The 12,515-nt window shown below is 63.1% G+C and carries 14 protein-coding genes, 2 tRNA genes and 1 pseudogene; 6 read left to right on the top strand and 11 right to left on the bottom strand.

The genetic code is table 11. From position 1 onward, the window contains the following. The first annotated feature begins 5 nt into the window (after window positions 1-5). The 3 genes from ACSF9G_RS10285 to sseA are packed head-to-tail and all read left to right on the top strand — an operon-like array spanning window position 6 to window position 2,095. On the top strand, window positions 6-734 hold the full coding sequence (locus tag ACSF9G_RS10285) for an alanyl-tRNA editing protein (RefSeq protein ID WP_436641173.1): 729 nt from the start codon (window positions 6-8) through the stop codon (window positions 732-734). 4 nt (window positions 735-738) lie between these two features. Beyond that, a complete protein-coding gene (locus ACSF9G_RS10280; RefSeq protein ID WP_436641171.1) occupies window positions 739-1,215 on the top strand; it encodes a GFA family protein in 477 nt (158 codons plus the stop codon). Window positions 1,216-1,237: 22 nt separating this feature from the next. Then, on the top strand, window positions 1,238-2,095 hold the full coding sequence (gene sseA / locus ACSF9G_RS10275) for a 3-mercaptopyruvate sulfurtransferase (protein WP_436641169.1): 858 nt from the start codon (window positions 1,238-1,240) through the stop codon (window positions 2,093-2,095). 39 nt (window positions 2,096-2,134) lie between these two features. Here sseA and ACSF9G_RS10270 read toward each other — a convergent pair. The 5 genes and pseudogenes from ACSF9G_RS10270 to ACSF9G_RS10250 form a co-directional block, all read right to left on the bottom strand. Further along, window positions 2,135-2,334, bottom strand: a pseudogene (locus ACSF9G_RS10270) (DUF2905 domain-containing protein). Between the two features lie 49 nt (window positions 2,335-2,383). Beyond that, window positions 2,384-3,181 carry an amino acid ABC transporter ATP-binding protein gene (locus ACSF9G_RS10265; RefSeq protein ID WP_436641167.1) on the bottom strand — a complete coding sequence of 266 codons (798 nt, stop codon included), beginning with the start codon at window positions 3,179-3,181 and terminating at the stop codon, window positions 2,384-2,386. Window positions 3,182-3,192: 11 nt separating this feature from the next. After that, window positions 3,193-4,533: an amino acid ABC transporter permease gene (locus ACSF9G_RS10260; protein WP_436641165.1), complete on the bottom strand. Its 1,341-nt coding sequence runs from the start codon at window positions 4,531-4,533 to the stop codon at window positions 3,193-3,195. A gap of 13 nt (window positions 4,534-4,546) precedes the next feature. Continuing rightward, window positions 4,547-5,734 carry an amino acid ABC transporter permease gene (locus tag ACSF9G_RS10255; protein ID WP_436641163.1) on the bottom strand — a complete coding sequence of 396 codons (1,188 nt, stop codon included), beginning with the start codon at window positions 5,732-5,734 and terminating at the stop codon, window positions 4,547-4,549. A gap of 172 nt (window positions 5,735-5,906) precedes the next feature. Continuing rightward, on the bottom strand, window positions 5,907-6,926 hold the full coding sequence (locus tag ACSF9G_RS10250; RefSeq protein ID WP_436641161.1) for an amino acid ABC transporter substrate-binding protein: 1,020 nt from the start codon (window positions 6,924-6,926) through the stop codon (window positions 5,907-5,909). Between the two features lie 248 nt (window positions 6,927-7,174). On the opposite strand from ACSF9G_RS10250, the gene metC reads away from it, so the two are divergent. The 3 genes from metC (at window position 7,175) to ACSF9G_RS10235 (ending at window position 10,089) form a co-directional block, all read left to right on the top strand. After that, window positions 7,175-8,365: a cystathionine beta-lyase gene (metC, locus tag ACSF9G_RS10245; RefSeq protein ID WP_436641159.1), complete on the top strand. Its 1,191-nt coding sequence runs from the start codon at window positions 7,175-7,177 to the stop codon at window positions 8,363-8,365. 56 nt (window positions 8,366-8,421) lie between these two features. Then, window positions 8,422-9,390 carry a DUF4424 domain-containing protein gene (locus ACSF9G_RS10240; protein WP_436641157.1) on the top strand — a complete coding sequence of 323 codons (969 nt, stop codon included), beginning with the start codon at window positions 8,422-8,424 and terminating at the stop codon, window positions 9,388-9,390. 168 nt (window positions 9,391-9,558) lie between these two features. Beyond that, window positions 9,559-10,089 carry an OsmC family protein gene (locus tag ACSF9G_RS10235; RefSeq protein WP_436641155.1) on the top strand — a complete coding sequence of 177 codons (531 nt, stop codon included), beginning with the start codon at window positions 9,559-9,561 and terminating at the stop codon, window positions 10,087-10,089. A 22-nt stretch (window positions 10,090-10,111) separates the two neighbouring features. On the opposite strand, the gene ACSF9G_RS10230 is transcribed toward ACSF9G_RS10235, so the two are convergent. From ACSF9G_RS10230 to ACSF9G_RS10205, 6 genes are all read right to left on the bottom strand, one after another. Further along, window positions 10,112-10,477 (bottom strand): type II toxin-antitoxin system HicB family antitoxin, encoded by a 366-nt coding sequence (locus tag ACSF9G_RS10230; RefSeq protein ID WP_436641153.1) that lies wholly within the window; start codon window positions 10,475-10,477, stop codon window positions 10,112-10,114. Between the two features lie 189 nt (window positions 10,478-10,666). Further along, window positions 10,667-10,743 (bottom strand) — tRNA-Arg (locus ACSF9G_RS10225). 39 nt (window positions 10,744-10,782) lie between these two features. After that, on the bottom strand, window positions 10,783-11,088 hold the full coding sequence (locus tag ACSF9G_RS10220) for an ETC complex I subunit (RefSeq protein WP_436641151.1): 306 nt from the start codon (window positions 11,086-11,088) through the stop codon (window positions 10,783-10,785). A 44-nt stretch (window positions 11,089-11,132) separates the two neighbouring features. Then, a tRNA-Pro gene (locus tag ACSF9G_RS10215) sits at window positions 11,133-11,209 on the bottom strand. Window positions 11,210-11,350: 141 nt separating this feature from the next. Beyond that, window positions 11,351-11,833 (bottom strand): DUF192 domain-containing protein, encoded by a 483-nt coding sequence (locus ACSF9G_RS10210; RefSeq protein ID WP_436641149.1) that lies wholly within the window; start codon window positions 11,831-11,833, stop codon window positions 11,351-11,353. After that, a complete protein-coding gene (locus ACSF9G_RS10205; RefSeq protein ID WP_425256268.1) occupies window positions 11,830-12,402 on the bottom strand; it encodes a cold-shock protein in 573 nt (190 codons plus the stop codon). Before ACSF9G_RS10205 ends, ACSF9G_RS10210 begins: the two co-directional genes overlap by 4 nt. Window positions 12,403-12,515 lie beyond the last annotated feature (113 nt).

Here is a 12,515-nt window from a genome sequence, read left to right as displayed (position 1 = left end):
CCGACGTGCCGGAGACCGAACCGCTGTTCCGCGACGACGCCTACCGTAAATCCTGCGAGGCGACCGTCCTCGGCGTCAACGATCGCGGCGGCATCGTGCTCGACCGGACGGTGTTCTACCCGACCGGAGGCGGGCAGCCTGGCGACAAGGGAACGCTGACGCTTGAGGACGGGACCGAGATCCCGGTCGCCACCGCGGTCAAGGGAGATGCGCCCGGCGAGATCGTGCACGTCCCCGCCGAGCCCGGCCCCCTCCCCGAGCCGGGCGATACGGTCGAGGCGAAGATAGACTGGGAAACGCGCTACAGGCGGATGCGCGTACACACGGCGCTGCACCTTTTGTCGGTCGCCATGCCGCACCCGGTAACCGGCGGACAGATTTCCGACGATTACGGCCGCCTGGACTTCGCGATCGAGGGCACGGTCCCGCAGAAGGAGGAGCTCACGGAACAGCTCAATGCGCTGATTTCCGGCGATCACCTCGTGACCACCGAGTGGATCACCGATGCGGAGCTCGAGGCCAATCCCGATCTGGTCAAGACGATGAGCGTGAAGCCGCCGATGGGCGCCGGCAAGGTGCGGCTGGTACGGATCGGCCAGGACGTGGACCTGCAGCCGTGCGGCGGCACGCACGTGGCGCAGACCGGCGAAATCGGCGCGATGGTCGTCACCAAGATGGAATCGAAGGGCGCGCAGAACCGTCGCGTGCGCATTGCCTTCACGGATGGGGGGTGAGGCGATGCTGCTCGAAGGCTCCTGCCATTGCGGCGCGGTCACCTTCTCACTGCAATCGTCGACGCCCTACCCTTACATGCGCTGCTACTGCTCGATCTGCCGCAAGACGGCGGGCGGCGGCGGCTACGCCATCAATCTCGGAGGCGACGCGGCGACGCTGAAGGTCGAGGGCGAGAAGGACATCACCGTGTTCCACGCGCATATCGACGGCCAGGAGAGCGCGGGCGAACGACGCTTCTGCAGGAAGTGCGGCAGTGCGCTATGGGTCTGGGATCCGCGCTGGCCGGAACTCGTCCACCCCTTCGCTTCGGCGATCGATACCGAACTGCCCGTTCCGCCGGAGCGGGTTCATCTGATGTTGGCCTACGCACCGGACTGGGTGCAGCCCGACATCCGCGAGAATGACGACAGTTTCGACGAGTACCCGCTTGAATCGATTGCCGGCTGGCACGAGAAACGCGGCCTGACGAGCAAAGACTGAACGGAAAGACCAAAGGAACACCATGGCCGGCGAACGCGCGCAATTCCTCGCTTCCACAGACTGGCTCGCCGAGCATCTATCGGCGCCGGATCTCGTCGTTGTCGACGGTTCCTGGTACCTGCCGCATATGGAACGCGACCCGAAGGCGGAATACCTGGAAAACCACATCCCCGGGGCCGTGCACTTCGATATCGACGACATCGCCGACACCACAACCGACCTGCCACACATGCTGCCGCGCCCGGAGAAATTCTCCTCGCGGATGCGCAAGCTCGGCATCGGCGACGGTCAACGCATCGTCGTGTACGACGGCGCGGGCCTGTACTCTGCGGCGCGGGTCTGGTGGATGTTCCGGATCATGGGTGTGGCGGACGTTGCCGTGCTCGATGGCGGACTGCCGAAGTGGCTCGCCGAGAACAGGCCGGTGGAGTCCGGTCCCGTGACGAGGCAGGAACGTCATTTCACCGCCCGCCTCGACCATGGCGCCGTCCGAGACGCCGAGGACGTCCTGCGTTCGCTCGGCAACGGCTATGAAACAGTGCTCGACGCCCGCTCACCGGGCCGTTTCGCCGGCATCGAGCCGGAACCACGTGAAGGGGTGCGCGGCGGGCACATGCCGGGCAGCGTGAACCTGCCCTGGGACTCGCTGGTCGCCCCTGAAGGTGTCCTGAAAAGCGACGACGAATTGAAGGCGACCTTCGACGCGGTCGGGGTCAACCGGCGCACTCCGGTGATTACCAGCTGCGGATCCGGCGTGACGGCGGCCATCCTGGTGCTGGCGCTGCAGGTCATCGGCCACCGCCAGACGGCCGTATACGACGGCTCGTGGTGCGAATGGGGCGGCCGCGCCGACCTGCCCGTGGCAACGGGCATGGAGTAAGACTGGGGCTTGGGGTGAACGACCCCGGTTATGCCCCCATCACCGGCCGACCAACCACAGTAACAGGCTGAGGACGGCGCTGATCAGCAGCGCCGTCACGATCGGAATGTAAAGGCGAAGCCCTCGCGCTCGACGACGATGTCGCCGGGCAAACGGCCGAGGCCGAGCCTGGCCAGATACGGCCACAGCACACCGACCACGACCAGAACCAGACCGAGCGTGACGAGAAAACGGCCCATGTCCCTGATGTGAGGCGCATGGGCCGGTATTCAAGCCGGTGCGTGATCCTCAGTGCAGGATCTGACTGAGGAACAGCTTGGTGCGATCGTGCTGCGGGTTCTCGAAGAACGCCGTCGGCTCGTTCTGCTCGATGATCTGGCCCGCATCCATGAAGATCACCCGGTTGGCGACCTGACGGGCGAAGCCCATTTCGTGGGTCACGCACAACATCGTCATGCCGGACTGGGCGAGATCGACCATAACGTCGAGCACTTCCTTGATCATCTCGGGATCGAGAGCCGAGGTCGGCTCATCGAACAGCATGATGCGCGGACTCATGCACAAGCTGCGGGCGATCGCCACGCGCTGCTGCTGGCCGCCGGAGAGCTGGCCTGGATACTTTTTGGCCTGTTCCGGTATCTTGACGCGCGTGAGGTACTCCATCGCAACCTCCTCCGCGTCCTTCTTCGGCATCTTGCGCACCCAGATCGGCGCCAGCGTGCAGTTTTCCAGGATCGTCAGGTGCGGGAACAGGTTGAAGTGCTGGAACACCATGCCGACCTCGCGGCGGATTTCGTCGATCTTCTTGAGGTCGTTGGTCAGCTCGATCCCATCGACGACGATCTTGCCCTGCTGATGCTCCTCGAGCCGGTTGATGCAGCGGATCAGCGTCGACTTGCCGGAACCGGACGGTCCGCAGATGACGATGCGTTCACCCTTCATCACCTTCAGATTGATGTCCTTGAGGACATGGAAATCGCCGTACCATTTGTGAACGTCGATCATCTCGACGGCGACTTCCTCGCCAACCTTCATCTTCGAACGGTCGACCCGCGGGACCGAGGTTTCGGTGGTTGCCTCTGACATCTGGTTACTCCTCAACGTCGGTGGCCCGTGTGGAGCCGTTTTTCCATGTAGATCGAATAGCGGGACATGCTGAAGCAGAATACCCAAAAGACCATCGCGGCGAACATATAGCCGGTGTGGCTCTGGGTTGGCGTCGACCAGGTCGGGTCGGTGTAGGACGACTGGACCTGGCCCAGAAGATCGAACAGACCGATGATCAGCACCAGCGTGGTGTCCTTGAACAACCCGATGAACGTATTGACGATGCCGGGGATGACCAGCTTCAGGGCCTGCGGAAGCACGATCAGCCCCATCATCTTCCAGTAGCCCAGCCCAAGTGCCTCGGCGCCCTCGTACTGGCCTTTCGGGATCGCCTGCAGGCCGCCACGCACGACCTCCGCCATGTAAGCGGCGGCGAACAGCGCGACGCCGATCAGCGCCCGCAACAATTTGTCGAACGTCACGCCTTCCGGCAGGAACAGCGGCAGCATCACGCTGGACATGAACAGAACCGTGATAAGCGGCACGCCACGCCAGAACTCGATGAAGATGATCGAGACCAGGCGGATGATCGGCAGCTTGGACCTACGTCCGAGCGCGAAAGCGATGCCGAGCGGCAGCGACGCGACGATGCCGGTGATGGCGATGACGAGTGTTACCAGGAGGCCGCCCCAGACCTCGGTCTCCACCTCGGGCAGGCCGAAATCGACCGATACCACGAACAGCACCACCGCAATGACCGCCAACGTGGCGAGCACGCTGATGATCATCGGTCGCGGGTCGTTGCCCCCCGCCTTGGCAATACCGAACGCGGCACCGGCGAGAACGACCGTCAGGATCAGGTATTCGATCCAGAAGGATCCCGTGGACCCGGACAACACGAAACCGCTCAGATCGAAGTCGCCGCCGGTCAGCAGGATGAAGGCGATGACCGGGAACGCGCCCAGCATGTAGATGATGTTCGCGCGCTTGAACGGTGCGCGCGGGACCAACATCGGCACCAGCCCGATGGCGAACAGGAAGAACACCAGATTGACCCGCCAACGTTCGGCATCGGGATACCGCCCGTAAATGAATTGCGGCAGGTAGGCCTTTACGTAGGCCCAGCAGGCGCCCATGTGCACGTTGCTGTCCGGCGGCGCCAGGCAGGCCTCCCGGTTCTCTCCCGTCCACACCGCGTTCACGAGAGCGAATTCGATCACGGGGGGAACGAGCAGCCAGATGATGTAGACCCCGAACAGCGTCAACAGCGTGTTGAGCCAGCTCGAGAACAGGTTCTTGTGGATCCAGCCGAAAACGCCGACCTCGGACGCGGGAGGCGGAACCTCGTCGGCCATCTCGGTGCGGACATACGCATAATCCGTCGTAGACATCGCAGCGCCCCCCTTACCGTTCCACGAGCGCCATGCGCTGGTTGTACCAATTCATGAAGGCGGAGGTGAGCAGGCTCAGTGACAGGTAGACCACCATCCAGATACCGATGATCTCGATGGCCTGACCGGTCTGATTGAGTATCGTGCCACCGACCGAAACGAGGTCGGGATAGGCGATGGCGACCGCCAGCGACGAGTTCTTGGTCAGGTTGAGGTACTGGCTGGTCAACGGCGGGATGATGACCCGCATGGCCTGCGGAATGATCACCAGCCTCAAGGTCGGTCCGTTGCGAATGCCGAGCGCATGGGCGGCTTCGGTCTGGCCGTGGCTGACCGCGAGAATGCCGGCACGGACGATCTCGGCGATGAACGCGGCGGTATAGATCGACAACGCCAGCAACAGCGCCATGAACTCGGGGGTCACCTTGAGGCCGCCGACGAAGTTGAAGCCCTTGAGTGCGGGATAGTCGACGCCGACGGGGAAGCCGGCGACGATCAGTCCGACAAGAGGTAGGCCGACGATGAGACCGACGGCCGTCCAGAAAATCGGAAACTGCAGGCCGGTCTCCTCCTGGCGCTTGTGGGCCCATTGCCTGATGAAGAACACCGCGGCGATGGCGACGAGAAGCGCGATGCCGGCGAGCCCGGACCCGGATTCGAAAACCGGCCTCGGCGCGAAGACGCCCCGGTTGTTGATGAAGATGCTGCCCGGCAACTCGACCGAATCGCGCGGATTGGGCACCGCGCGAAGGACGGCGAAATACCAGAAGAAGATCTGCAGCAGGAGCGGGATGTTGCGGATGATCTCGATGTAGACGTAGGAGATTCGGGAGATCACCCAGTTCTGCGACAACCGCGCGATACCGATGACGAAGCCCAGGACCGTTGCCAGCAGGATGCCGATGAAGGCGACCAGCAGCGTGTTGAGGAAACCGACGACGAGGCCGCGTCCGTAGCTCGACTCCTCGCTGTACTCGACAAGCGACTGGATGATGCCGAAGCCGGCCGTCGTGTCCAAGAACGCGAAGCCCGAGGCGATGTTCTGGCGCTCGAGATTGGCGACGGTGTTCGTGACGATCTGGTACCCGAAGAAGACCAGAGCAGCGATCAGCAGAAGCTGAAAGAAGATGCCTCGGATCTTCGGGTCGTAGAACAGCGAGGCACGAGCGGATTCCGCCGGCACTGTGTGCTGTACGGCCATAGTCCCCCTCCACTGGCGACCGGCCCGGAGTTGGGCGGCCACCGAAAACTCTGAACTTCAAGTCGGGGGGCGAAGGAACCGGATTGCCGGCGCTGGTGCCGAGTCGTTTTTGGTGGATCCGGTGCCGCCCCGAAAAACCCCCGGCCGTTTTGCGGCCGGGGGTGGGAACCAATCAGCGGATCGGCGGAGCGTACAAGATCCCGCCCTTCGACCACAGCGCGTTCAAGCCGCGCGAGATCCCAAGCGGGGTGTTCGGACCGACATTGCGGTCGAAGATTTCGCCGTAATTGCCGACCGCCGCGATTACCTTGACCGCCCAATCGTTCTCGAGGCCGATGCCCTCGCCGAAGGCGCCTTCGGTGCCGAGCATGCGCTTGATCTCCGGATTGTCGGAGTTCTTCATTTCCTCGACATTGGCCTGGGTGACGCCGAGCTCTTCGGCATTGATAATCGCGAACAGCACCCACTTGGAGATGTTGAACCACTGATCATCGCCCTGGCGAACGGCCGGGCCGAGCGGCTCCTTCGAGATGATCTCCGGCAGCACCATGTGCTCGTCCGGATTGGTCAGCTTGAGGCGCTGGGCATAGAGGCCCGAGGCGTCCGTCGTGTAGACGTCGCAACGGCCCGCGTCATAAGCGGCGACGACCTCGTCGGCCTTCTCGAAGGCGACGATCTCGTACTCCATGTTGTTGGCGCGGAAGTAATCGGCGACGTTGAGTTCGGTGGTGGTGCCGGTGTTGGTGCACACCGAGGCACCCGACAACTCGAGGGCCGAGGACACGCCGAGTGACTTGCGGACCATGAAGCCCTGGCCGTCATAATAGTCGACGCCGGCGAAGTTCAGGCCGAGCGAGGTGTCTCGCCCCATCGTCCACGTGGTGTTGCGCGACAGGATGTCGATTTCGCCCGACTGCAGGGCGGTGAAACGTTCCTTGGCGGAGAGCGGCGTGAACTTGACCGCGTTGCCGTCGCCGAAGATCGCCGCAGCGACAGCCCGGCAATAGTCGACGTCAAGGCCGGTCCAGTTGCCTTTGTCGTCGGGATTGGAAAACCCGGGCAGTCCCTGGCTCACGCCGCATTGAACGAAGCCTTTCCCCTTGACGTCGTCGAGCGTCGCGGCAGATGCCGCCGTAGCCGCGACCATCCCGAACGCTGCGCCGAGGAATACCGGCATAAGTTTGTTTCTCATCATGCAGCCTTCTCTGTTACCCGTTGGATCACATGAGGTTTCCGTGTAGATCGGTCCCGATCGTTCGCCGGGTTCCGTCCTTATCACTCCCCCACTGGTGAGTGGCCCGCACAGGCCCCGGAGGAACCACGGTCGGGCCAGACCTGCGCATCACAGGCGATTATGACCCTCTGGTCAAGGCTCTCGGTCCTGCCGCATCACTACCGGGAACGTCAGTAACCGCAAAGTCGAGAGAAGTATTAGGCACAATGGGAATAAAAGATCACAAGCGCTCACACCGGATCGACACGGACATCGTTACTGTCGGGCGCACCCCGGAGGAGCAATTCGGATACGTGAATCCACCCGTGTATCGCGGATCGACTGTCCTCTACCCCGACGTGGCGCACTTCCAGCGGCGCGATGCCCGCTATCCCTACGGGCGTTACGGCAGCCCCACGACGGATTCTCTCGAAGCCGCAATGACCCTGCTCGAAGGCGGCGCCGGAACCGTCCTGGCCTCGTCCGGCCTCGCCGCGATCGCCATCGCGCTGCAGTCGCAGCTCAAGGCCGGTGACCATCTGCTGGTGACGGACTCCTGCTATGCGCCGACGCGCAGTTTCTGCGATGGCATCATGACGCGGTTCGGCGTTTCGGTCGAATATTACGACCCACGTGTCGGCGCCGGCATCGCCGATCTGATCCGGCCCGAGACCGCTGTGATCTTTCTCGAGTCTCCGGGCTCGCATACCTTCGAGGTCCAGGACGTTCCGGCGATCGTCGCGACCGCGCGCGAACATGACATCGCGACCATCATCGACAACACCTGGGCAACCCCGTTGTTCTTCCGCCCGCTCGAAGTCGGGGTCGATATCGCGATCCATGCGGCGACGAAATATATCGGTGGCCACTCGGACGTGATGCTCGGCACGGTCACCGGCAACGAGAAGGCGTGGCCGGCGCTCAAGGCGACCTGGCAAATGGTCGGCGAATGCGCGGGCCCGGACGTGGTGTGGCTGGGACAGCGCGGACTGCGGACGCTGTCGGTCCGCCTGCGACAGCAGATGGCAGCGGGGATCGAGGTCGCCAGATGGCTGGAGACCCAGCCGGAGGTGGCGCGCGTGCTGCATCCGGCTCTGGAGAGCCATCCGGACCACGCGCTCTGGAAGCGCGACTTCAAGGGCGCGACGTCGTTATTTTCCGTCGTGATGAATCCCGGACCGAAGGAAGCACTCGCCGCTTTCCTCGACGGCCTCGAGCTGTTCGGCATCGGCGCCTCTTGGGGCGGGTACGAGAGCCTGTGTTTGCCGTTCGATCCACGGGCGGTTCGAACAGCGACGACGTGGCACGCGGACGGCCCGGCCGTACGTTTCCATATCGGCCTCGAGGACACCGCCGACATCATCGAAGACCTGAAGGCCGGCCTCGAACGCTGGCGCAAGGCCGGCGGCGGAGCCTGATGGGACCGAAGCCGCAATCGCGCTAGGATCGGCCGGATCTGTCCGGGAGATCGACCATGCGCAAGCCGATCGCTGCATTTCTGCTAGCCGCCGGCCTGGCCGCACCGGCCACGGCGAACGACTCCTCCGCCGTGCTCGGTGCGGGCGGCATTCAGCTCGTGCCCAACTGGGACATCGTGCTCGATCAAGAAGATCTCTTTCTTTCGCCGAACCAGGTCGCGGTGCGCTACGTGTTCCGCAACACGACGGAAGAACCGATCCGGCTTCTCGTCGCCTTCCCCCTGCCGGAGGTCGACATGGCGGACCTGTTCGAGGCGCCAGTCGACATCCCGTCGCCCGAAAGCGACAACTTCGTCGATTTTGAGGTGATCGTGAACGGAGAGCCTGTCGATATCCAGATCGACAGCCGGGCGATCGCGCAAGGCATCGATCGCACCGAGCTTCTGGACAGCCTGGCGATCCCGCTCAATCCGTTTTCGGAAAAGACCTACGCCGCACTCGCGGCGCTCGAGCCATCCGCCTCAGCGGACCTGCGGCGTCTCGGTGTCGGGCATTCCTACGAACCGCACGACCCGCTACAGCCGTTCTGGACGCTTGAGACGGTGTTCTACTGGGAGCAGGCGTTTCCGCCGATGGCCGAGACCGTCATCGAGCATCGCTATCGTCCGGTGATCGGTCAGGGGTTCTTCGGCGACTACGTCTTCGATCCGGGCGACCCGTCCGGCTATGTCGGCGATTACTGCATCGACGCGTCGACGCAATCGGCCATCCGCAAGCGCCTGCAGCAATCCGGCGGCGACTACCTGATCGAGCACCGTCTGTCCTACATCCTGACGACGGCGCGCAACTGGCAGGGAAAGATCGGGCGATTCCGGCTGATCGTAGACAAGTCGGATCCGAACTGGCTGGTCTCCCTGTGCCTTGACGGCCTGAAGAAGATCGCCCCGACACAGTTCGAGTTCACGGCGACCGACTACGTGCCCGACAGGGACATCGAGATCCTCTACCTGTCGCCGCCCCGGTAGCTGCCGGACCGCGATGCGCCGGGCGGCGCACGTCCCTATCGCTATTGCCGGCGCGCAAGTTCGGGCGCAGTATTTGAACCAACAACAAAAGCGCACCCGACATTCGGCAATAGCCAGACGGAGCGCGGCGGGCAAGCGACAACGGGGCGCTCCAGGGGACGAGGATCAATGACGACACCTTCTACCAACGAGAAAAACTTCGATCAGGACGCCCTCTTGGGGCTGATCAACGCAATCAAGGAGGACCCCGAGGTCGGGAAGACCGTTTGGAAGGCGAGCACCCAATGGCTCGGCGGATTTCGCAGCCAGGCGCAAATCCGCGACTTCACGATTGGAATGGACGAGCCGACTGCGCTCGGCGGATCCGATACAGGACCCAATATGGTCGAGGTTGTACTCGGCGCATACGGTTGCTGCCTGACGACGGGCTACGCGGCCAATGCCGCACTTCGCGGGATCGATTTGGAGGACATCCAGATCGACCTGGAAGGCGATCTCGACCTCAACGCGTTCCTGGGTCTGCAGACTCCGCAGCAGTGCTGTCCGGGCTACACGAACGTCCGCGCAACGGTGAAACTAAAGGCACCCGACGCTACACCCGAGCAGATTGCCGAGCTGCACGAAGCGGTGAAGGCGACGTCGCCTGTCGGGGCAATCCTCGGGCGCCCGGTCGAAGTGATGACCGAGTTGCATAACTGATTGCCCAACCGTGACCGGCGCCTCAAGCGCGCCGGCGCGGCCTTTCCTCTCCGTAGAAGCCGTACTGGGCGGCTACGCCGGCCGCAGCGTGGCGCAATGTCGTGCCCGGGTAAGGGTCGATCGCCCGGAGCACCGCGCCCACCATCCGACGGGCAAGTTGCGGATCGTCATTCGCCGCCAAAAGCATCTCGCCGGGCGTTCGCGCCGGCGGCGGCAGGTCGTCGGACATCAGCCATTCGGAAAGATGCTCGGTCAACGCACGCTGTGCATTGGCCGTCGCCTCGTCAAGGCTGCGTCCCGACGATCGGCATGCCGGAAGATCGGGAAAGCTCACGCACCATTCGAGGCCGTCGAGCGGATAATGAATCAAAGCGATGTATCCAGTCATCGTAGTGCCTCCCTGGCAGCCCCTCTTCGGGACCGGCCGTTGCCGGCGCCGCGCCACCGATACGCACTATCGCCGATCGTCATGGCCGTATGATGTCGTGTCGATGACGATCACACGTCGACTTCGGGCCGCTCGCGCCACGATGTTCGCGCGGCGCTTCACAAAACAAGCATAACTCGCTGAAATATATGGCGACCCCGGCAGGACTCGAACCTGCGACATGCAGCTTAGAAGGCTGCCGCTCTATCCAGCTGAGCTACGGGGCCGTCGATCGGGGCATGCCCCTTGACGAAACAGCCGCTGGTTCAATGTGTCCACTGGCCGATCCGGTTGTACCGGAAATTATCCGAATAGGCGATGTTGCGGCGCCTGGGCTCGTGCGGTTCGGTCACGGAATAGGGAATGCGATTGCGCTCGGCATATTCGATGGCCGCCTCCTTCGTCGGGAAGGTCAGCCGCAGCTGCTGCTTCATGTCAGCCGAGCTGGTGTAGCCCATCAGCGGCTCGAGCGAACGGGGGACTTCCTGTTCGAACTGCAGCACCCACTCCTGGGTCCTGGCCCTGCCTGATTGCATCGCCGTCTTGGCAGGCTTGAAGATCCGCGCCGACATGTTTCGAACTCCCAAGCTCCGGCTCGTTCGTGGTCGGGGTCGATTGGTCGGGGCAGCAAGATTCGAACTTGCGACCCCCTGCTCCCAAAGCAGGTGCTCTACCAGGCTGAGCTATACCCCGAGCCGCCCCCTAAAAGGTATCCGGGTATCTAGCGTTTCAACGCCTCCGCCGCAAGCAGCCACGACGACTACGATCCACTTCCGCCTGCTGGGTCGCGACCGGGACCGGTCTCCATGCCGCCCGCCGAGTAGTTTCAGGTGGCTATTCGGCGTTGCCGAACATCTCGTGTCGGACGATATCCCCGCGCTTCAGCCCAATCCTGTCGGCGACGCCGGCATTCAGTTCCAGCACGGACCGCACCGGCCCCTTCGACGACACGATATCGAGCGAAAACGGAGTCGTGCTCCGCGCGATGCGATGCACGGTGCCGTCGGCCTTGATGAACACCATGTCGAGCGAAATGTAGGTGTTCTTCATCCACATCGACGATTCTTCGTCGACACCGAAGTCGAACAGCATGCCGGCGTCGTCGGCCATCGACTGACGGAACATCAGGCCCTGGCCCCGCTCCTGCGGCGTCACCGCCATCTCCACGGTGAAGGGATGCGTGCCGCTTTCAGTCTCGATGACGAGACTGGACTTTTCGAACGCGGCCGCCGGCAGGGTCGCAAGCACCAGCCAGAACGCAAGAAGCGCGACAAACGCCGCGCTCCCCCGCCGATACGTGTTCGTTATCGCGGTCAATGGGATGGCGGACCGCCGCCGCCGTCGGGACGGATTTCCGCAGCCATCAGGCCCTTCGGGCCGTTGCCGAACCGCACCAGCAAGGTCTGCCCGGGACGCAGCTCGGTGAAACCGAATCGCCGCAGCGTCTCCATGTGGACAAAGATGTCCGGCGTCCCCTCGCCGCGCGAAAGGAAGCCATAGCCCCGAACGCGGTTGAACCATTTCACCTCAACCCGCTCGAATTCGCTTGTCGGCGTGACGTTGACATGGGTGCGCGGCGGAACCTGGGCGGGATGAACCGCTGTCGACTCGTCGATCGAGACAATGCGGAAGGCCTGCAGTCCCTTCGGACGATCGAGGGCCTCGCACACGATGCGCGCGCCCTCATATGCTGTCTGGTAGCCATCGCGCCGCAAGCAGGTTACATGCAGAAGCACGTCCGGCAGACCATTGTCGGGCACGATGAAACCGTACCCCTTGCCTGCATCAAACCATTTGATCGTGCCGACGATTTCGATGACGTCGACAGACCCTTCCTCGCTTGGCTCTATGGCCACGCCTATTTCTGGCGTGTGCTTGGCCCCCATTCCAGACTCCAACGTCTCTACGCGACGTTTGACGACGTCAGCCGCCGCCCTCTGATCGCCCCCGATTCGATAGGAGAATATCATCGCATCATCTTCGTGGAAGACCAAATCGA

The sequence above is a fragment of the Microbaculum mangrovi genome (genome assembly GCF_051390635.1).
Taxonomy (GTDB): domain Bacteria; phylum Pseudomonadota; class Alphaproteobacteria; order Rhizobiales; family Tepidamorphaceae; genus Microbaculum.
The sequence above is the reverse complement of the archived record's forward strand: the minus strand, read 5'-3'. Positions and strand labels throughout refer to the sequence as shown.